Raw genomic sequence first — 19,895 nt, 5'->3', positions numbered from 1 at the left:
GCCCTAGAAGAAGTCGATAGAGACCTGCATCAGGCGCTCCACCTCTGGCACATCGCCCGCCAGCGCAAACATGGCCACCACATCGCCTTCCTCGATCCGTGTGGTACCCAAGGGCCGGATCACCTCCTCGCCCTTGCGCACAGCACCGACCAGCACGCCTTCGGGAAAGTCGATCTCGTTGATGCGCTTGCCCGCCAGCGGCGAGGTCGACATCACTTCGGCCTCGATCACCTCCGCCTCGGCGTCGCCGATGGAATAGACCGCGCGCACCCGCCCATGGCGGATGTGGCGCAGGATCGAGCTCACCGTTGTGGCGCGCGGGTTGATATAGGCGTCGATTCCTAAAGGCGTCATCAGCGGCACCAGCGTCGGGTCATTGATCAGCGCGATGGTATAGGGGCAGCCCTCAGCCTTGGCGCGCACGCAGGCCAGCATGTTGGTCTTGTCATCATCGGTGATCGCCAGCATCGCATCGGCGCGCTCGATGCCTGCCTCCGCCAAGAGGGCCGCATCAAGGCCGTCGCCGTTCAGCACAATCGTGCGCTCCAGCGCCTCGGCAGCCCGTTCGGCGCAATGCCGGTTCTTCTCGATCACCTTGGCACGGACCCGCTTGGCGCTGCCTTCCAGGGCCTGCGCCACAGCCAAACCCACGTTGCCGCCGCCGACCAGAACCACCCGGTCCTGCTTGGCCACGGTCTTGCCAAAAATCTCCAGCGTACGCGGGATGTCGTCCACATGGGTGAAGACATAGCACTCATCACGGACGAACAGCTGATCTTTCGCCTCAGGCGCGAAGAGCATGCCGTCGCGGCGCACGCCCACGACTGTCGCCCGCAGCGTCGAAAAGAGATCCGTCAACTGCCGCAGCGGCGTGTTCACGATCGGACAGTCTTCTTCCAGCGCGATCCCCATCAGATGCGCCCGCCCGTTCATGAAAATCTCGGTGTCGAAGGCCGCGGGCGCCGAGAGGCGCTGCAGCGCCGCCGTCGCGACCTCTTTCTCTGGGCTGATCACCACATCAATCGGCATGTGATCGCGGCGGTAAAGATCGGAGTAGATCGCATCCAGATAGGACTGGCTGCGCAGCCGGGCAATCTTGCGGTTGATGCCAAAGACCGAATGCGCCACCTGACAGGTCACCATGTTGACCTCGTCCGAGTAGGTCGCGGCAATGACCATCTCGGCGTCGCGCGCACCCGCCCGGTCGAGCACATCGGGGTAGCTTGCGAACCCGGCGATGCCCTGCACGTCCAGCGTATCAGTGGCGCGGCGCACCAGATCGGGGTTGTTGTCGACCACAGTGACATCGTTGCGTTCGCCCGACAGATGGCGGGCGATCTGCCAGCCGACCTGCCCCGCACCGCAGATAATCACCTTCATGCGTGTGACGTCCTTCGAGCCGTTTCGCGATCTTCTGAATGGCAGATGGTCCGGAGGCGGTCAATTCAATTGTCCTCGGCACGGAATACGGGCAAACTGAGCCCATGGTGGGTATTCGGTCTTGTTTGATCCTGTCGGCGGTGGTGCTGTCCTCCTGCGCCCCGCTGTCGATCTATCATCGCGAGGGGGTGGCCGTCTCACGCATGCAGTCTGATCTGCTCTCCTGCGAAATCACAGCTCTGGCGAATGTGCCGGTGAACAACCAGATCCGCCAGGAACCGCCCGTCTATGTCCCCGCGCGGCGCCACTGCGATTCAAGCGGGGCCTGCACAACACGCGGCGGCTATTTCCGCGAGGGGCGCATCTTTACCGTAGACCTGAACGCAGATCTGCGTGAACGGGCCGAAGTGCAGTGCATGGCCGAACGCAACTACACCCCGGTCACTGTTCCGAATTGCCCCAGCGCCGTCTTCCGCGCGGCACCCAAGGCCAGCACGCAAGTTTTGCCGCGCCTTCGATCAAACAGCTGCGCGATCAAATATCGCGATGGCACCTGGCAGATCGTCACCCGTGCGGGCCAACCAGCACCTTAGGACTGGACGTCCGCTGACAGGCTTTCTACAGCTTTGCGCATGAAGCTGACGAGTCCCCCCGTGCCCGACCTGCAGACGGCCAAGCACCTCGTGCAGGCGCACTCCGCCGCACTGGCCGAGGCCACGCCCGGCACTGTTGCCTCGGTGTTGGCCGCGCGCATGGCGCCCGACTGCTACTGGTACGGGATGCACCCGTTTCACGAACAGACCGGGCCTGCTGCCATCGCCGAGGCCTTTTGGGTTCCGTTTCTGACCGCGTTTGCCCGGGTGCAGCGCCGTGAAGACATCTTCTTTGCCGGGCAGAATGAGATCGATGGCTTCCAGGGTGTCTGGACCTGTTCCATGGGTCATCTCATGGGGCTGTTCGATGCGCCGTTTCTGGGCATCCCCGCGACGCGGAAGATGGCCTTTCTGCGCTATGCGGAGTTCAACCAAATCGAAGACGGGCAGATCACACAAAGCGCGCTTTTCATCGATCTGCTGCACCTGATGCTGCAGGCCGGGCTGTCGCCCCTGCCCGCCCGGCAGACCGGCCAGCATCTGATCCAGCCCGGCCCGCTGACCCATGACGGGCTGCTCTATGATGCGCAGGAGCCTGCAGAGGGCGCGCGGACACTGGCGCGCATCAACCACATGATCGGCTCCATCACGCGCGCCAATGCCACCGCCACCCCGCTGCCGCCCGCGCAAGAGCTGGCGCAGGACTGGGCGGATGACATGATCTGGTGGGGCCCCGCCGGGATCGGCGCGAGCTATACCATCGACCGCTATATCGAGCAGCACCAGGCGCCATTTCGCCTTGGCCTGTCAGGCCGGGCGTTCAACGGGCATCTATGCCGCATGGCCGAAGGGACCTATGGCGGGTTTTTCGGCTGGCCAAACCTGACGCTCACCAACACCGGCGGCTTCATGGGTCTGCCGGTGAATGACGCGCGCGCTGACATGCGTGTGGTCGATATCTACCGCCGAGACGGCGACAAGCTGGCGGAGAACTGGGTGTTCATCGACATGCTGCACTTTCTCAAAATGCAGGGTGTCGACCTGCTGGCCGATCTGGCAGACTGATCACTCCGCTGCGTCCATCTCCGCATCCACATGCGCCACGCGCGCGCCGGATTTCGCAGATGTCACCACGCCGAGCGACTTGAGCTTGCGGTGCAGGGCGGAGCGTTCCATGCCCACAAAACTCGCCGTGCGAGAGATGTTGCCGCCAAAGCGGTTGATCTGGGTCAGCAGATACTCCCGCTCAAAGGCTTCGCGCGCTTCGCGCAACGCCAGCGTCGCCAGCGCGCCGGAGAGTACAACGCGGTTCTCATCCTCACCGCCCTCATGGGTCCCCGGCAGCTCACGCGCCTGGATGGGCCCGGTATCGTCGCCGAGAATCAGCACCCGCTCCACCAGGTTTTTCAACTGCCGCACGTTCCCAGGCCAGACCATCGTCTGCATCAGCGCCTGCGCGTCCTCGCTCAGGCTACGTTGCGGCAGGCCCTGGCTTGCGTTCATCTCGCTGATGAAGTGTTCGGCCAGCATCGGAATATCCTCGCGCCGCTCTTCCAGCGACGGCACCGCAATCGGCACCACGTTCAGACGGTGATACAGCTCTTCCCGGAACGTGCCCGCCTCAATCGCCTGCTGCAGATCGCGGTTGGTCGAGGAGATCACCCGCAAATCCACCCGCACCTTGTCATTGCCGCCCACACGCTGGAACTGCTGGTCCACCAGAACGCGCAGGATCTTTGATTGCGTACCCACGGGCATATCGGCCACTTCGTCGAAGTAGATGACCCCGCCGTGCGCCTCTTCCAACAGCCCTGGCTCCACTCCGCGTTCAGGCGTTTCGCGGCCAAACAGCACCTCTTCCATGCGGCCTGGCTCGACCCCCGCGCAATTCACCGTAACAAAGGGGGCTGAGGCGCGTTTGGAATTGGCGTGGATATAGCGCGCCGCGACTTCCTTGCCGCAGCCCGCAGGCCCCGTCAGCATCACGCGCCCGTTCGATTTTGTCACCTTGTCAAGTTGGCTCACCAGCGATCGGAACGCAGCGGAGTCGCCGATCATGTCGGATTTCGTCACATCTCGGCGCCGCAGGCTCTGGTTCTCGCGGCGCAGGCGCGAGGTTTCCATGGCGCGGCGGATCACCACAAGCAACTGGTCGATGTTGAAGGGCTTTTCGATGAAATCGTAAGCTCCCTGCTTGATTGCCGCGACGGCAATCTCGATATTGCCGTGGCCCGAGATGATCACCACCGGCACATCCGGATTGTCGCGCTTGACCGTCTTGAGGATGTCGATCCCGTCCATCCGGCTGTCCTTGAGCCAGATGTCCAAGACGATCAGCGCGGGCGCTTCGGCATTGATCGCGGCCATGGCATCGTCAGAGTTGCCCGCCCGCCGGGTGGCAAAGCCTTCGTCCTCTAGAATATCCGAGATGAGTTCGCGGATGTCGCGTTCGTCATCAACGATTAGAATATCACTCATTGGTCAAAGTCCTTCCTGCTCGGGTATTTTTGTCTCAGCACCAACGGCACAGGGCAGCGTGATCACCACCATGGCGCCCGCGTGGGTCTGGCCGTCAAAAACGGGCGCATCCTCCAGCGACAGGCTGCCGCCGTGCTCCTCGATGATTTTCTTCACAATGGGCAGGCCAAGGCCGGTGCCTTCACTGCGCGTCGTCACATAAGGCTCGAAAAGCCTGGCGCGGTCTTCGGGGAACCCTATGCCGTTGTCGGCAATGCGGATTTCTGCCTGATCTTCAGAGGCTGTCATCTGGACGCGGATTTCCGGCACATGCCCCGCGGGCGCACCACTTTCCACAAGTGTTTCAATGCCTTCCCCGGCGTTCTTGATCAGGTTGGTCAGCGCCTGGCTGATCATGGTAGCGTCAAGGTCGGCGGTGACCGTCGCTTGGGGCAAATCGGCGGTGATGGCCACATCCGGCTGGCCGGTTTGCTGCAGCAGCACCGCATCGCGCACCACATCGCCCAGCGGAATCGGCTTGCGCTCCGGCTCCGGCATCCGCGCGAATTTGGAGAATTCATCCACGATGCGGCGCAGGTCATTGGTCTGGCGCACAATCACATCGGTCATCTGATCCAGCGTTTCGCTGTCATCACCCAGTTTTGGTGAAAACTTGCGCTTGATGCGCTCTGCCGACAGTTGGATCGGCGTCAGCGGGTTCTTGATTTCATGCGCGATGCGCCGCGCCACATCCCCCCAAGCGGCCATCCGCTGCGCGCTGACCAGATCGGTCACATCGTCAAAAGAAACCACATAGCCTTCGAGCGTGCCGTCCTGCGCGCGCCGGGTCGACATGCGCACCAGCAGGTTTTCGACCTGCCCTTGCCGCGACACTTTGATCTCGCCCTTGGCGACCTCGTTGCGCGCCTCCACGATGGTGTCGAACATCGGCCCGAACTCGGGGATCACAACTTTCAGCGCCAGAAACTCCTGCCCGCTTTTCCAGCCCAGCAGACGCTCCGCCGCGCGGTTCACGAAGGTCACCCGCCCGCGCGGGTCGAGGCCAACCACACCGGAAGTCACCGAACTCAGCACCGAATCGAACAGCCTGCGGCGACGCTCGATCTGTTCGGTGTTCTCCACCAGCGTGTCGCGTTGTGCCTTGAGTTGCCGGGTCATCTGGTTGAAGTACCGGCCCAGCATGGCGATCTCGTCGTCACCTGTGTCCTCGCGTACCTGCACGTCCAGATCTCCGGCGCCGACCTGCTGCGCCGCTCCGGTGAGCCGTCCGACAGGCACCGAGAGCCGCTCGGCAAACCAGAGCCCCAGCCAGATCGCGGCGAGGATCAGGATCAGCGCAAAGGCCAGATACAGCAGACCGAAATCAAACAGCAACTGCCCCCGTTCACTCTCCAACTGCTGATAAAACAGCACCGTTTCCTTGGTCTCGTCCAGAAGCGATAGGATCTCGCCATCGACCTCGCGGCTGACATAAAGAAAGCGGTCCACAAACCCGGTGAGCCGCACCAGCGCGCGGAACTCATTGTTGTCCCAGTCTTCAATGACCACAACGTCTTCGGTATCGGCGGCCTCCAGATCGGCCCCGCTGGGTCGTTCATAGTCAAAGAGGTAGGAGCGGTCGCCGCGCGCGCGGATTTCACGTGTGCCATCAATCAGATAGGCTTCGCGCAGCCCGCGCTGGATTTGCCGCTGCCCTTCGCCCAGCAATTCACTGTCCGAGACATTGGCGCCCGAGCGTCGCGCCTGATTGAGACTTTGCGCGAGCGCAAGCGCATCCTGCGCCAGATCGAGACGCTGCTCTTCCTCATAGGCCTCGGCAGCCGCCAGCGAACTGCCCACAACCGCCCGCACCCGATCGGAAAACCAGCCCTCAAGGCCCACATTCACGGTGAGCCCCGCAAAGATCGCCACGCTGACCGTCGGGATCAGGGCCAAAAGCGCAAAGACCCCCGTGAGACGCAGGTGCAGCCGGGAGCCGGCGGATTTGGCGCGCCGTGCCGCGATCAGCCGGGCAACCTGCGACAGAACCAGCGCGGCCACCACCAGCACATAGACCAGATCGGCCAGCAGGATCAGCCGCAGCCCCAGCGTCGTGCCCGCCTCAGCCAGGGGCCCAAGCACCAGATATGTGGAGAGCGCCAAAACCGGCCCCAGCGCCACAAGACCCAGGGTCGCAAAGTTTCGCACTCGCCTGATCCGGCGGAGCGACCCCAACCGAACCCAGAGTGACTTTTCTACACGGGGGTTCACCCGATGCCCTCACTTATGATGTGGCGCGCAATGCACCAAACCGCCTTATCTTGTGGTCCTGATCAGGGGTGTCCCCCAATGGCCACGCGTTGTGTTGCGGTTTTACATCAATTTGCGACGGCGTGTCACCTCTATATCGAGATCCGTGATCTTCTTTCTGAGCGTATTGCGGTTGATCCCCAGCAAATCCGCGCATTTCGCCTGATTTCCACCGGTGGCTTCCAGCGAAATTTCGATCAGCGGCGCTTCGACCTCACGCAGAATCCGTGCGTAAAGACCTTCGGGCGGCAGCATATTGCCGTGCAGATCAAAGTAGCGGCGCAGGTGGCGTTCCACCGATGCGCCCAGCTTTTCGGTATTGCCCGCCGCGCGCATCGGTTCCAGATCGGGTTGCGCACCCAAAACCTGCTCCACTTCGCTGGCTGTGATCTCTGCCGCGCGGCTGGTCAGCCCAAGGCGGCGAATGGCATTTTCAAGTTGGCGCACGTTGCCGGGCCAGGAATAATTGCGAAAGATCTCATTGGCCTCACGTGACAATTGCCGAGGCGCTGCCCCCGCCGCTTCGGACTTGGCCAGAAAATGCATGGCGAGGATGGGGATATCATCGACCCGTTCGCGCAGGGCCGGCACGCTCAGGGTCGCGCCGCTGAGGCGATAGTAGAGATCCTTGCGCATCTTGCCGGCTTCCATATCGGCATTCAGGTCGGTCTGGCTGGTGGCCAAAAACCGGGGCGCAAACTCTCCAGGCGTGTCCATCATATGCACCAGCCGCGCCTGCAGCTCCGCCGGAAGATCGGCCACTTCCTCCACCAGAAGGGTGCCGCTCTTGACCCGGGCCAGCAGCCGCGCAGGTCCCTCAAGATCCTGCAAGTCTTCGGAGGACGCAGTGATGAACGGCAGGTTGCGACGATCAGAGAAATCATGGATCGCACGCGCGATCAGGGATTTTCCGGTGCCGGATTCGCCCCAGATCAGCACCGGCAGATCGGTGTTCATGACCCGTGCCACCACGCGGTAGAGCGCCTGCATCACCGCCGTGCGCCCCACAAGCGGCAGATCGTCGGGCCGCCCTTCGGACTCCTCAGGCGCGCTGCGGCTCTGCGGCCGCGCCTCCAGCGCCCGGGCCGTGCGCTTCATCAAATCCGGCAGATCGAAGGGTTTGGGCAGATAATCATAGGCCTCGGCCTCCGCCGCCTTGATCGCCGTCATGATGGTGTTTTGCGCGGAAATCACGATCACCGGCAGGCCGGGCCGGTCCTCGGCAATCTTGGGCAGCATCTCCAGCCCATTGCCATCCGGCATCATCACGTCAGAGATCACCACATCGCCCTTGCCCTCACCGACCCAGCGCATCAGCGTGGTGAGGCTTGAGGTGGCATGCACCTTGCAGCCCGCCCGGGTCAGCGCCTGGGTCAGAACCGTCCGGATTGTTCGGTCATCATCTGCGACCAGCACTGTCCCATCCATCTGTCAACTCTCCTGTGTTTTATGTCTGCGGGGCGGCCTTGGGCGCGCGCGGCAATGAAATGCGGAATACGGTTTTGCCGGGCACGGAGGTGACGGAAATCCAGCCTCCGTGGTCCGAAATGATCTTGCTGACCAGCGCGAGGCCGAGGCCCGTGCCATTCTCGCGCCCTGATACAAAGGGGTCAAAGACATCGCCCTTGATCGCGTCAGGCAGCCCAGGGCCATCGTCGATGATCTCGACCTGAAGCGGCAGCGACTCGCCCGAGCCGTCCGCGCGGCGCAGCCGGAAGGAATGCTCGTAGTAGCTGTGCAGCCGGATCGTGCCCTTTCTGGTGCCCGCCGCCTCAGCGGCGTTCTTCAGCAGGTTCAGCACCACCTGCAGCAACTGGTCCGGGTCGCCAAAGGCCAAGGGCAATGAGGGGTCATAGTCCTCGACGATCTTCATATGCGCGCCAAAGCCCAGCAAAGCCGAGCGGCGCGCGCGGTCAAGCACATCATGCACATTCACAGGCTGCATGTCCGGTTGGGAGAGATTGCCAAACTGCTCCACCTGCCCCAGCAGCTTCACGATACGGCGGCTTTCCTCGACAATCAGATCGGTCAGTTCCAAATCATCGGGGTCAAGGTTCATGCTCAGAAGCTGCGCCGCCCCGGTGATGCCCGCCAGCGGGTTCTTGATCTCATGGGCCAGCATCTCCGCCATGCCGATGGCTGATTTCGCCGCCGATTTCACCGAATGGTTCTGCGTCATTCGCCCAGCCAGCTCACGCGGGGAAATCATCAGGATCATATGCCCCGGATGCCCGATCAGCGGCGCCACCTGCAGATCGGATTGCATCGGCGCGCGCTGGCCGCTGCCCACATCGACGTCATTCACAAAGAGCGGCGTGCCGCTGTCGCGCGCCCGCTGAAAGGCCGCTTCAAGCGGGTCATTCACCGCGATCTGGTCCCAGATCGGCACATCGCAGACCGATTTGGAAGAGACGTTCAGAAACCCTTCGGCAGCCGAGTTGATCTCCACAATGCAATCATCCGGCCCAATGATCAGCGCAGGCACCGGCAAGCTGGCCCATATGGCGCGATCAGAGGTCATGCGGCCACCGGATCCTCTGCATGGCAGGCCTCGGGGATCAGCTTGAGCGTGGCCTCGACCTCCGTTGCGGTCAGAACAGCGCGGCGCAGCGCGTCCGGCGTGCCGCAGGTCTCCATGTACCAGCCGAGATGCTTGCGCGCGACCCGCAGACCCAGCGTGCGCCCGTAAAAGCCGATCATCGCGTCGTAGTGATGGCCCACCATGTCGGCAAAGGACGTGCCTTGAGGCACCTGCGGGGCGGGCGTGCCGTAAAGCTCATGCGCGATCTGCGCGAGCAGCCAAGGACGACCACGTGCGCCCCGCCCGACCATCAGCCCGTCAGCCCCGGACTGGGCCAGGGCAAAGCGCGCCGAGGCACTATCGACGATATCGCCATTGGCGATGACCGGGATCTGCACGGCCTCCTTGACCTCGCGGATCGCGACCCAATCAGCCCGCCCCTTATAGAACTGGCAGCGCGTACGCCCGTGTATGGTGATCATGCGTATGCCCGCAGCCTCCGCGCGGCGGGCGATGTCCGGTGCATTGCGCATCGCATCGTCCCAACCCAACCGGGTCTTGAGTGTGACGGGGATGGTGACCGCGCGCACAACCGCCTCAATCAGTGTCAGCGCGTGATCAGGCGTGCGCATGAGCGCCGAGCCCGAATAGCCCTGGGTGACCTTCTTGGCCGGGCAGCCCATGTTGATATCGATGACCTGCGCGCCCTGCCCTTCGACCATACGCGCGGCTTCGGCCATGGGCGCCGCCTCGCGCCCGGCAAGCTGCACGGCGGTGCCCACGTGGCCAAGACCAAGCTCCGCTTTCTCGCGCGTGCCCGGACGCGCATTCAACATGTCATGGCTTGCCACCATTTCAGATACAACCAACCCAGCCCCAAAAGACGCCACCAGCGTCCGAAACGGTAGATCAGTGATTCCGGCCATCGGCGCCAGCAGAACCGGGGGCGTCAGGTCGAATGGGGAAACGGCAGGCATCTATTGCTTAATCCTTGGGCACTGCATCAGGATGTATCAATTGCATGGGTTTCTCTCAATAATCCAAGGCGATTCAGTGATCCTTAACCGGAAAAAACGCTTAATAATTAGGCAAACAGCTGCCCCGATTGCCTCTGCGGCACAGACCTCATAGATACGGAGGCATGCGCATCCCGGACCAGTCATGAAGATCGCCGCCCTTATTGTTGCCGCCGGGCGCGGCTTGCGCGCGGGAGGCGCTCAGCCCAAACAGTGGCAACCGCTGGCTGGCAAGTCGAGCACATTCTTTGCCCTGCGCGCCTTTGCAGACCACCCCGATATCGCGCATCTGGTGCTTGTCCTGCACCCCGATGATATCAGCGCCGACCTCACCACAGGCCTGCCCAAGGCGCAGATCGTCGCGGGAGGCGCAACCCGCAGCGCCTCTGTCTTTGCCGGGCTGCAGGCGCTGGACGGCCGGGTCGATCAGGTGCTGATTCACGATGCGGCGCGGCCCTGCGTCTCGCGCCAGGTGATCGACGGCGTGATTGCAGCACTGCGCGAGACCGTGGCCGCGGCACCTGCGGTTGCGGTGGTCGACGCGTTGTGGCGCAGCGCAGGCGGGCATGTGGCCGAGGCTGTGCCGCGCGACGGTCTCTTTCGGGCGCAAACGCCACAGGGGTTTCATCTTGATGCGATTCTCGCGGCCCATCGTGCCCATCCCGATGGCGCGGCGGATGATGTGGAACTCGCGCGGCGGGCCGGGTTCGACGTTGCCATCACACCCGGCAGCGAAGACAATCTGAAAATCACCCTGCGGGACGATTTTGCCCGCGCCGAACGCATTCTGGGAGCGCGCGATGGACATCAGACTGGGTAACGGCTTTGACGTGCACGCCTTTGGCCCGGGCGATCACGTGACGCTCTGCGGTGTGACAGTGCCGCATGATCGCGGGCTCGTGGGTCATTCGGATGCGGATGTGGGGCTGCACACTATCACCGATGCGATCTATGGCGCGCTGGCGCGGGGCGACATCGGCCAGCATTTTCCGCCCAGTGACCCGCAGTGGAAGGGCACGGACAGTGCTGTCTTCCTGCGCCATGCGGTGGCCCTGGCGCGCGATCTGGGCTTTGGACTGTCGAACATCGACTGCACGTTGATCTGCGAGACGCCCAAAATCGGCCCGCATGCCCCGGCGATGCGCACACGGATCGCCGAGATCGCCGGGCTTGAGCAAGATCGCATTTCAGTGAAGGCAACAACATCGGAGCGGTTGGGGTTCACCGGGCGGGGCGAAGGCATCGCCTGCCTCGCCACCGCCGCGCTGGTCAAGCCATGAGCACGCTGGCACGTCTGATCGGGACGGTTTTGGGAGTTGGGCATATTCACCCCGCGCCGGGCACCTGGGGGTCGCTGATCGCCCTGCCCTGGGCCTGGCTTTTGCACGTGCTTGGAGGCTTTCCGCTCTTGCTGATCGCGCTGGTCGTAGCTTTTGTGAAAGGCTGGTGGGCGACGGGCATCATGACCCGGGGCAGCGACGACCATGACCCCTCCGAAATCGTGGTGGACGAGGTGGTGGGGCAATGGATCGCGCTGTTGCCGCTCTCTTATGCCGCCTGGTCGCGGGGGATCGATATTCTGGCGATGTGGCCCGGCTGGATCGCAGCTTTCCTGCTCTTTCGGCTGTTTGACATCACCAAACCCGGCCCCGTCGGCTGGGCTGATCAGCGGGGCGATGCGCTTGGCGTGATGCTGGATGATGTGATCGCCGGGGTGTTTGCCGCTCTGGGCGTGCTGGCGCTTGCAGCACTCTATCACGGGGTGATTGCATGAGTCTCGCTGAGGATATCATCGATAAAGCACGCGCCACCGGAAAAATGATCGCCACAGCCGAAAGCTGCACCGGCGGCATGGTCGCCGCCGCGCTGACCGATGTGGCGGGCTCATCCGGTGCACTGGACCGTGGGTTCGTGACCTATTCAAACGCCGCGAAAATCGAAATGCTGGGGGTCGCCGAAGCCACTTTGGCCGCGCACGGCGCCGTCTCCGAAGAGGTTGCGATGGAAATGGCACGCGGGGCACTTCTGCATTCGCAGGCGCGGGTGGCCGTGTCGATCACCGGCATCGCTGGCCCCGGCGGGTCCGAGCACAAGCCGGAAGGTCGGGTGTGTTTCGGCATCACTGACGGCAGTGAGGTGGCCACCGAGACGGTTGAGTTTGGCGCTCTGGGGCGGGACATGGTGCGCGCCGCGGCGCGTGACCACGCGCTAGGGCTGCTGCTCAGCCGGTTCTGACATCTGCATCTCCTGGCGCAACGCTGTCAGATCGTCTTCTGACACGGCGGCCCAGAGAGTTTTGGCGCGCTGCGACCCCAGCAGGTCGGCCGCTTTGCGGAGCAGCTTGGAGTGGCGCAGCTCACGCGGCAGCGGCGCGGCCAGATCATGGTGACCCTCACCCTGCGCCCCGTTCGACATGCGCAGGGTGACCATGGCCTCAGTCTCGGTCAGCCCATCATCGGGCACAACCTCAACCCGTCCGCGCAGTTGCCGCAACGCAGGATCATTCGCGACCGCATTCGTGAAGCTGCCCGGTTGCCCCGTTTCATAGCCAGACAACGCCATCGCCGCCGCCTGCCGGTAGCTGAACTTGGCGGCAAGACCGGTTGTAGGCTCCTGCTGGTTGCAGACGCTCATCCATCGCGGGTGGGTTCGGATCGTGAGACGCTCGACCTCTCCCGGGGGCACGGTCATCTCACGCAGGGCTTCCAGCATCGCGTGCAGGCCATGACAACAGGCGTGATACTTGTGACTGATCCGCAGAATGCGCCAGGGTGCCTGCCCCAACCTGTCCAGATATGCGGTTTCACCCGCGCCGTGATGGGTCGCGCAAAACGCGTCCATCCCCTCCGTCGCGCCGGTCAGACCGGCCTGTGCCCAAAGCGCGCTCTCAACGCCGCTGCGTGCGGCAAGCCCCGCGTTCAGAGGTTTGCCCGCAGTGCCAAATTGCGCCTTCAGACCAGAGGCCTGCGAGGCGCACAGACCCAGGGCATGGGCCGTCTGCTCGGCCGTCAGATCCAAAAGGCGCGCGCAGGCCAGCGTCGCCCCGAAAGCACCCGCCGTGGCCGTCTGGTGAAAGCCGATCTGATAGTGACCCCGGCCAAGCCAAAGGCCGACGTGAATGGAGGCCTCAACACCAATGAGGCAGGCCACCAAAAACTGCTGAAAGTCACGCTGCTCCCGCTCCGCCAATGCCAGCGCGGCGGGCACAATGGCGACGGAGGGGTGGCCGATATGATCAAAATGCGTGTCGTCAAAATCCAGCGCGTGGCTGAGCGCGCCGTTGATCAGCGCGGCGGTTGGGGCTGCGCGTAGGCCGCCGCCAAACAGCGTCGCTTCTGAGCCTGCGTTCAGAGCTGCGCCGCGAAGCCCCGCGAACTCCGCCTCTCCAGCGCCTGTGCAACCGCAGACCGCCCAGTCGAAGAGCGAAAGGCGCATCATCTCAAGGGCTTCGGCGTCGGGCTCCGACCTTGCAAATGCAATCAGCTGGGCGGTGATCCCCATGCCAACCTAAGCCTGCGCGTCGCGCGCGGGGCCGTATAGATCTTCTGCCCGGCTTTCAAAGGCGCGCACGATTCGTTGCATCGCCTCGTTAAAGACCACGCCGATCAGACGCTGCAGAATCATGTTGCGAAAGGCAAAATCGACAAAGAAGCTGACCTCGCAGCCACCCTGCACATCGCGGAAAGCCCAGTTCGACTTCATATAGCGAAACGGCCCATCAAGATATTCGGTGTCGATATTCTTGTCTTCAGGCATCAGCACGACGCGGCTGGTGAACCGCTCGCGAAAGACCTTGAAGCTGATGATCAGGTCCGCCTCCATCACCTGTGCGGCCCCTTGTGGGGTGACGGATTTGACCCGCGCCGCCGAACACCAGGGCAGGAACTTCGGGTAACTTTCTACATCCGCCACAAGGTCATACATCTGTTGGGCGGTGTAGGGCAGCGTTCGGGTTTCGGCGTGGGTCGGCATTGATTTGTCAGATTGTGAAGGTTAGCCATCCATGTGCTGTGTCCTCAACCCAAGATCAAGGTCTAACCCATGTCCGCGCGTCCTTATGTCATAGATGAGTTAATCTCGGCTAAAGCCATTGCCGCGCGCATCGAAGCGCTGTGCCGCGAGATCCATGACGAGTTTGAAGACACCAACAAGCTGGTGGTAGTGGGTCTGCTGCGGGGCAGTTTTGTCTTTATCGCCGATCTGGTGCGCGAGCTGGACCTGCCCATCGAGGTCGACTTTCTGGAGGCCTCCAGCTACGGCGACGGCATGGAAAGCTCGCGCGAGGTGCGCATCCTCAAGGATCTGCGCGGTGCCATCGAAGGGCGCGATGTGCTGGTGGTCGAAGACATCGTCGACACCGGGCACACGTTGAACCACGTCACACAACTGCTGGTCAGCCGCCTGCCCGCGCGGCTGAAATCCATCGCATTGCTCGACAAACCCAGCCGCCGCGAAGTGGACTTCAAGGCGGATTGGACCGGGTTCGAGATCCCGGATGAATTTGTCGTGGGTTATGGCATCGACTTTGCACAGCGCAACCGGAACCTGCCGTTTATCGGCAAGGTCCGCTTCATCGATTCGCCGGGCTGATCGCCCGCCCGGCTTGTGTTGACGTTTTGAAAGCTGCGCCGTGGTGCTAGGTTTGCGCCCCGCTTCGGCGGGCCGCCTCCCGTTTGGGTGCGTCCTGCGCGTCGCGCGCCATGATCGCAAAAATTGCATCGTCAATATGATGGGACGCCACATCGTACCGGTTGCGGTCGAGAGCACAATTGATGTCGCGCAGGGCCAGAATAGCCCAGTGAATATTGGTCATTGGATCTGCCTTGAAAGTGAGGAAATTTCTGCCCCCGACCTACACAGTCTGCAGGCCCCAAGTCACGGGGAACAGACGGGCAAATTCCCCGGATAACGCAACGTCACGGTGTTTCAGGCGATCCCAAGCTTTGTGTTGCGCGCGGCCCGCAGGCGCGCAAAGTCATCACCGGCGTGATAAGAGGAGCGCGTCAGCGGCGTTGCTGAGACCATCAGGAAGCCCTTGCCGTAGGCAGCCTTCTCATAGGCGGCAAACTCGTCGGGGTGCACAAACCGGTCCACCCGGTGGTGTTTCGGCGTGGGTTGCAGATATTGGCCAATGGTCAGAAAATCGATGTCTGCCGCGCGCATGTCCTCCATCACCTGCATCACGGCCTGCTTGTTCTCGCCAAGCCCCACCATGATACCGGATTTGGTGAACATGCCTGGGTCCAGCTCTTTCACCCGCTGCAACAGACGCAGAGAGTGGAAGTATCGCGCGCCCGGGCGCACCTCCGGATAGAGGCCGGGCACGGTTTCCAGGTTGTGATTGAACACGTCAGGCCGCGCCTCGACCACAGCTTCCAGGGCCTCCGGCCCGCAGCGGATGAAGTCGGGCGTGAGGATCTCGATTGTGGTGTCCGGGCTACGGTGGCGAATGGCGCGAATGGTCTGTGCGAAGTGATCCGCGCCACCATCCTCGATATCGTCACGATCCACCGATGTGATCACCACATGGTTGAGGCCCAGTTTTTCCACCGCATGGGCCACGCGACCGGGCTCAAAGGCGTCCAGCGCGTCGGGCGGCTTGCCTGTGGCGATGTTGCAGAAGGTGCAGGCGCGGGTGCAGACCTCGCCCATGATCATCATGGTGGCATGGCCCTGGCTCCAACATTCACCGACGTTGGGACAGCCTGCCTCTTCGCACACGGTAACGAGGTTGTTGTCTCGCATGATGCGGGCGGTCTCCGCATAGCCCTGACCGCTGGGTGCCTTCACGCGGATCCAGTCCGGTTTCTTGGGCTGAGGATTGTCCGGGCGGCGGGCCTTTTCTGGGTGGCGCTGCTCGGGAATCTTCAGATCGCGGGGGGCCATCACACATGCTCCTTCACATCCGGACGCCATATGCGCCCGCTGTTGATGTGGTTGTAGCGGAAAGCACGCGCAAGGTTCAACAGGCAGCCCGGTCGCAGGGTGCATGGCTGTCGTGCAACACCAACATGCAAAAGGGCGCCCCGCATGGGACGCCCTGGCCTGCATCTGCGCGATGAGGTGTCAGCCGATCAGCGGACCACCTGGGCCCACTGTCTCGTCGTAATGGCGCTTGAGCCGCATCAGCGCGATGCGCAGCACAATCTTGCCGGAGCGTGCGGACCAACCCAGTTTTTTCTCGGCTGTCTCCAGCCCTTCCAGATAACAGCAGCACCGCAGGGCCACATCCGACAGACCCGGGCCCAGATCGGCCAGCGCGTCTGCCACGCGTTTGCGGGCGTTCGACGGGCCGTCGCTCACACCGCTGTCGGGGAGAAAGTCACCGCGTGCACCCGCGGTCAGGAAATTGTCCCAATTCTGCGCGACGCGCGGGCCCATCTGAGCCAGCTCGAAATCCTCGCGCAGCCGTTCGCCCACGGTGACCAGATCATCGGTGAGAAAAACCTCACCGTTCTTGTCACGCCGCCGCGCCAGCGCGGTCAGCGGGCTTTCGGCCAGATTGTAGCGCATCCGGCGCGGGCGCCCGGTGTCCATGTCCGGCAAGGTTTTCTCGCCCCAGACGCGGTGCTGCCCGGCAAAATCTACTTGCGCCTCGGCAAAGCCACCTGCGGTGGTCGCGCCCTCCTCATCCAGCATGGTCTCAAGTGCGGTGCGGCCTGCGGGGGTGATCGTATAGCGGGTGATCTTGCCGCTGGTCTGCGGCGAGATCCATTCTTTCAACGCCATGGCTTCGGCGATCTGCCGGGTCACGACGCCGGTCCGGGTGGCCTGCCCGCCCGCGCCATCGCGGACGATCACGGCTTTTTCCATTTCAGCAGCCACGGCCAAGACCGCGCCAGTTTCGCACAGCCTGCGCAAGACGCGCCCGGCCTCAACGCGGAGGGTTGCCTCGCTGGGCGGTTGATCCGATTGCGACTTCGGGGGGGTGATGCGCTCTTGAAAACTCATGCCTGCTTCGTCCTTTTGATCGACTTTGCCGGTGTCAGAACGGGAAACAAAATGCGCAGCACCCAGGCTCTTAAGGGCTGCGTCCACCAGAGGATCATCTCGCCGCGTCTCGACCCGCCTGATCTGGCGCAGGATCGTCGATGCGTGACATCCCGCCGCCCGTGCGAGCGCGCGTATCGGAAGCCCGGCCTCGGTGTGCGCGAGATAGACCTGTGCAGCAGCCGGAACCCAGTCAGGCAGAACGGACTCTGATCCGCGGCTGATCGATGAGGTCGAGATATCCAGCTCCTTCATAGGGTCAAATCCATAGTTTCGACATGCTTTGGTTGTTTAAGAATCTATAAACACAACCTAAAGATGATTTGGTTACCCGTTCGTTAACAGCTTTGATTTGAGAAGTATTGTCGGGAAAATCTAAACAGTTTTTACACCTGCGCACGCGCATAGACGAACAGGCGCAACAGTATTGACCAACGACCAGCGGCGTATCGGTCAAAGCTCAGGGCAATCCAGAAATCCCCACGACATCAGAGTCTTAACAAGACCCTAATCCCTCCGCGCGTCCAACTCAAGGGCGGCGCAACGCGCGCATCTGCCGTGTAGTATCGCCTCTGCTGGGCAAAAAGCTCACGGGGAAAGACGGTACAAAGGAATTCTAGACATGCAAGATCTGCTCTCGATGCTGCACGCAATTCGCCGACCCACATTGCTGATGCGCGCGGCGCGCATTGGCGCCGAAGACTACCGACGGTCGGTGCACCTGCCACGCCTTTTGGGATACGGCGTGCTGCCACGGCATGGCGCGGCCTTGCTGAAACTGATCGAACTTGAGGCAGATCTGAACAGCCAACGCACCGGTGGTGACACCAGCTATAGCCTGATCAAGCATGTCGATGTGCTGATCGCGATGCTGGGTGAGGCCCGGGTGCTGCGGGCCTCGCAAGCGGCCTGATGCTCACATAAAGCTATCGGGTTCTTCGGACTTTCTCCGCGTGATGAAGTCGGACAGGGCCTCGTTGATCGCCGGATCAAGGGCGGGCTGCTGGTAGTCCCCCAACATCTTTTCGACGCGCAGGCTGGCAAGGGTTTGCGTGTCGCGGGCGCCTTCATCCTCCCAGGTCTCAAAGGGCTTGTAATCCAGAAGATCGGACTTCCAGAAAGCCTCCTTGAAATTGCTCTGCGTATGCGCACAGCCAAGATAATGCCCGCCCGGGCCGACCTCGCGCAGCGCATCCATCGCCTGCGCGGTCTCATCCATCATGACCCCTTGGGCCAGGTGATGCAGCGTGCCGAGCTGGTCCGCATCCATCACGAATTTCTCGAAAGACGACACCAGCCCACCTTCGAGCCAGCCGCAGGCGTGCAGCATGAAATTCACGCCCGCCAGCAGCCCCATGTTCAGGCTGTTCGACGTCTCATAGGCCGCCTGCGCGTCGGGCAGTTTCGAGCCGCAGAACGACCCGGCCGAGCGATAGGGCAGCCCAAGCCGCCGGGCCAGCTGGCCCGCCCCATAGGTGATATGCGCGGCTTCCGGCGTGCCGAAAGTCGGCGCGCCTGAGTTCATGTCGATCGAGGTCACAAAAGCCCCCATGATCACCGGCGCACCGGGGCGAATGAGCTGGCTGTAGGCGATGCCCGCCAGCACCTCGGCCAGCACCTGTGTCAGCGTGCCCGCCACCGACACCGGCGCCATGGCCCCGCCCACGATGAAGGGTGAAATGATGCAGGCCTGGTTGTTCTTGGCATAGACCTCCAGCGCGCCCATCATCACATCGTCGAAGGTCATCGGCGAGTTGATGTTGATGAGCGAGGTCATGACCGTGTTCTGCTTAACGAAATCCTTGCCAAAGAGGATCTCGCACATCTCCACACTGTCCTGCGCCCGGCTGGGCTCCGTCACTGACCCCATGAAGGGCTTGTCGCTCAACGTCATATGCGCATGCAGCATATCAAGATGGCGCTTGTTCACCGGCACATCGGTCGGCTCGCAAACCGTGCCGCCGGAGTGGTGCAGCCACTTCGACATATAACCCAGCTTCACGAACTTGCGGAAATCCTCCATCGTCGCATAGCGCCGCCCGCCAACCGCATCGCGCACAAACGGCGGGCCATATACTGGGGCCAGAACGAGGTTCTTGCCGCCGACAACTACGTTGCGCTCGGGGTTGCGCGCATGCTGGGTGTAGCTGGACGGCGCCGTCGCACAAAGCTGCCGCGCAAGACCGCGCGGGATGCGCACGCGCTCGCCGTCGACCTCAGCTCCCGCCGCGCGCCAGCGCTCAAGCGCTGCGGGATTCTCGACAAAATTCACTCCAATCTCAGCCAGCACCGTTTCGGCATTGGCCTCGATGATCTCCAGCGCCTCGTCGTTCAGCACTTCGAAGTTGGGAATGTTGCGTTCAATATAGCGCGCGGTCTCAAACGACACCGCGCTGCGCTCCGCGCGCCGCGCCGCGCCGCCGCCCCGGCCCCGTCTGCGCTGTGCTGCTTCGGCCATACTCATGCTCCAGATGTGCTGCTTGGGGTGGTGCTACTGCATTCTGTACCGCAATCTCATCCGCATAACGGCCTTGCAGGTCAAAAAGCGACATGGCCCCCTGCACAGCTCTTCTTTTGGCCAAAAGTATCCCGGGGGTTTGGGGGCTGGCCCCCATTCCGACCCTTGCC

General features: G+C 62.6%; 20 protein-coding genes. 8 read left to right on the top strand and 12 right to left on the bottom strand.

Translation table 11 applies throughout. The annotated features are described in order from the left end of the window. Nucleotides 1-3: 3 nt before the first annotated feature. Complete coding sequence (gene trkA / locus So717_RS09740; protein ID WP_159976654.1) at nt 4-1,380, bottom strand: Trk system potassium transporter TrkA; 1,377 nt, start codon at nt 1,378-1,380, stop codon at nt 4-6. A gap of 38 nt (nt 1,381-1,418) precedes the next feature. Between trkA and So717_RS09735 the strand changes: the two genes are divergently transcribed. Together So717_RS09735 and So717_RS09730 are read left to right on the top strand one after the other, a co-directional pair. Next, on the top strand, nt 1,419-1,973 hold the full coding sequence (locus So717_RS09735) for a hypothetical protein (RefSeq protein ID WP_159976652.1): 555 nt from the start codon (nt 1,419-1,421) through the stop codon (nt 1,971-1,973). A gap of 39 nt (nt 1,974-2,012) precedes the next feature. Further along, entirely contained in the window at nt 2,013-3,038 is a 1,026-nt protein-coding gene (locus So717_RS09730) for a nuclear transport factor 2 family protein (RefSeq protein ID WP_159976650.1), read from the top strand. Here the strand turns inward: So717_RS09730 and ntrX are convergent, their stop codons facing one another. From ntrX to dusB, 5 genes are all read right to left on the bottom strand, one after another. Next, nucleotides 3,039-4,451 (bottom strand): nitrogen assimilation response regulator NtrX, encoded by a 1,413-nt coding sequence (ntrX, locus tag So717_RS09725; RefSeq protein WP_159976648.1) that lies wholly within the window; start codon nt 4,449-4,451, stop codon nt 3,039-3,041. Nucleotides 4,452-4,454: 3 nt separating this feature from the next. After that, nucleotides 4,455-6,701: a sensor histidine kinase NtrY-like gene (locus So717_RS09720; protein ID WP_159976646.1), complete on the bottom strand. Its 2,247-nt coding sequence runs from the start codon at nt 6,699-6,701 to the stop codon at nt 4,455-4,457. Nucleotides 6,702-6,803: 102 nt separating this feature from the next. Further along, on the bottom strand, nt 6,804-8,168 hold the full coding sequence (locus So717_RS09715; RefSeq protein WP_159976644.1) for a response regulator: 1,365 nt from the start codon (nt 8,166-8,168) through the stop codon (nt 6,804-6,806). A gap of 19 nt (nt 8,169-8,187) precedes the next feature. Then, a complete protein-coding gene (locus So717_RS09710; RefSeq protein WP_159976642.1) occupies nt 8,188-9,261 on the bottom strand; it encodes a two-component system sensor histidine kinase NtrB in 1,074 nt (357 codons plus the stop codon). Then, nucleotides 9,258-10,238: a tRNA dihydrouridine synthase DusB gene (gene dusB / locus So717_RS09705; RefSeq protein WP_159976639.1), complete on the bottom strand. Its 981-nt coding sequence runs from the start codon at nt 10,236-10,238 to the stop codon at nt 9,258-9,260. The genes So717_RS09710 and dusB overlap by 4 nt, the downstream gene beginning before the upstream one ends. Nucleotides 10,239-10,422: 184 nt before the next feature. On the opposite strand from dusB, the gene ispD reads away from it, so the two are divergent. From ispD to So717_RS09685, 4 genes are read left to right on the top strand one after another with little or no spacing between them, the layout of a single operon-like run. Continuing rightward, nucleotides 10,423-11,097, top strand: coding sequence for a 2-C-methyl-D-erythritol 4-phosphate cytidylyltransferase (ispD, locus tag So717_RS09700; protein ID WP_159976637.1), 675 nt, complete (start codon nt 10,423-10,425; stop codon nt 11,095-11,097). Continuing rightward, nucleotides 11,078-11,557 (top strand): 2-C-methyl-D-erythritol 2,4-cyclodiphosphate synthase, encoded by a 480-nt coding sequence (ispF, locus tag So717_RS09695; RefSeq protein WP_159976635.1) that lies wholly within the window; start codon nt 11,078-11,080, stop codon nt 11,555-11,557. Before ispD ends, ispF begins: the two co-directional genes overlap by 20 nt. Continuing rightward, a complete protein-coding gene (locus tag So717_RS09690; protein WP_159976633.1) occupies nt 11,554-12,051 on the top strand; it encodes a phosphatidylglycerophosphatase A family protein in 498 nt (165 codons plus the stop codon). The genes ispF and So717_RS09690 overlap by 4 nt, the downstream gene beginning before the upstream one ends. Beyond that, nucleotides 12,048-12,512: a CinA family protein gene (locus So717_RS09685; RefSeq protein WP_159976631.1), complete on the top strand. Its 465-nt coding sequence runs from the start codon at nt 12,048-12,050 to the stop codon at nt 12,510-12,512. Before So717_RS09690 ends, So717_RS09685 begins: the two co-directional genes overlap by 4 nt. On the opposite strand, the gene So717_RS09680 is transcribed toward So717_RS09685, so the two are convergent. Further along, nucleotides 12,486-13,778: an MmgE/PrpD family protein gene (locus tag So717_RS09680; RefSeq protein WP_159976629.1), complete on the bottom strand. Its 1,293-nt coding sequence runs from the start codon at nt 13,776-13,778 to the stop codon at nt 12,486-12,488. The two genes, So717_RS09685 and So717_RS09680, sit on opposite strands and share 27 nt — an antisense overlap. Before the next feature lie 6 nt (nt 13,779-13,784). Further along, a complete protein-coding gene (locus So717_RS09675) occupies nt 13,785-14,249 on the bottom strand; it encodes a type II toxin-antitoxin system RatA family toxin (RefSeq protein ID WP_159976627.1) in 465 nt (154 codons plus the stop codon). Nucleotides 14,250-14,318: 69 nt separating this feature from the next. Here So717_RS09675 and hpt point away from each other — a divergent pair, with 69 nt between their 5' ends. Further along, complete coding sequence (gene hpt / locus So717_RS09670; protein WP_159976625.1) at nt 14,319-14,867, top strand: hypoxanthine phosphoribosyltransferase; 549 nt, start codon at nt 14,319-14,321, stop codon at nt 14,865-14,867. A 46-nt stretch (nt 14,868-14,913) separates the two neighbouring features. Here hpt and So717_RS22060 read toward each other — a convergent pair whose 3' ends face one another. The 3 genes from So717_RS22060 to So717_RS09660 form a co-directional block, all read right to left on the bottom strand. Beyond that, a complete protein-coding gene (locus tag So717_RS22060; protein ID WP_174239026.1) occupies nt 14,914-15,090 on the bottom strand; it encodes a hypothetical protein in 177 nt (58 codons plus the stop codon). 113 nt (nt 15,091-15,203) lie between these two features. After that, a complete protein-coding gene (lipA, locus tag So717_RS09665) occupies nt 15,204-16,163 on the bottom strand; it encodes a lipoyl synthase (protein ID WP_159976623.1) in 960 nt (319 codons plus the stop codon). A 180-nt stretch (nt 16,164-16,343) separates the two neighbouring features. Next, nucleotides 16,344-17,522 carry a DUF6456 domain-containing protein gene (locus tag So717_RS09660; protein ID WP_159976621.1) on the bottom strand — a complete coding sequence of 393 codons (1,179 nt, stop codon included), beginning with the start codon at nt 17,520-17,522 and terminating at the stop codon, nt 16,344-16,346. A 367-nt stretch (nt 17,523-17,889) separates the two neighbouring features. Between So717_RS09660 and So717_RS09655 the strand changes: the two genes are divergently transcribed. Continuing rightward, complete coding sequence (locus So717_RS09655) at nt 17,890-18,180, top strand: DUF6477 family protein (RefSeq protein ID WP_159976619.1); 291 nt, start codon at nt 17,890-17,892, stop codon at nt 18,178-18,180. A gap of 3 nt (nt 18,181-18,183) precedes the next feature. On the opposite strand, the gene So717_RS09650 is transcribed toward So717_RS09655, so the two are convergent. Next, entirely contained in the window at nt 18,184-19,725 is a 1,542-nt protein-coding gene (locus So717_RS09650; protein WP_159976617.1) for a trimethylamine methyltransferase family protein, read from the bottom strand. Nucleotides 19,726-19,895 lie beyond the last annotated feature (170 nt).

This window comes from Roseobacter cerasinus, assembly GCF_009811755.1.
GTDB lineage: Bacteria > Pseudomonadota > Alphaproteobacteria > Rhodobacterales > Rhodobacteraceae > Roseobacter > Roseobacter cerasinus.
The sequence above is the reverse complement of the archived record's forward strand: the minus strand, read 5'-3'. Positions and strand labels throughout refer to the sequence as shown.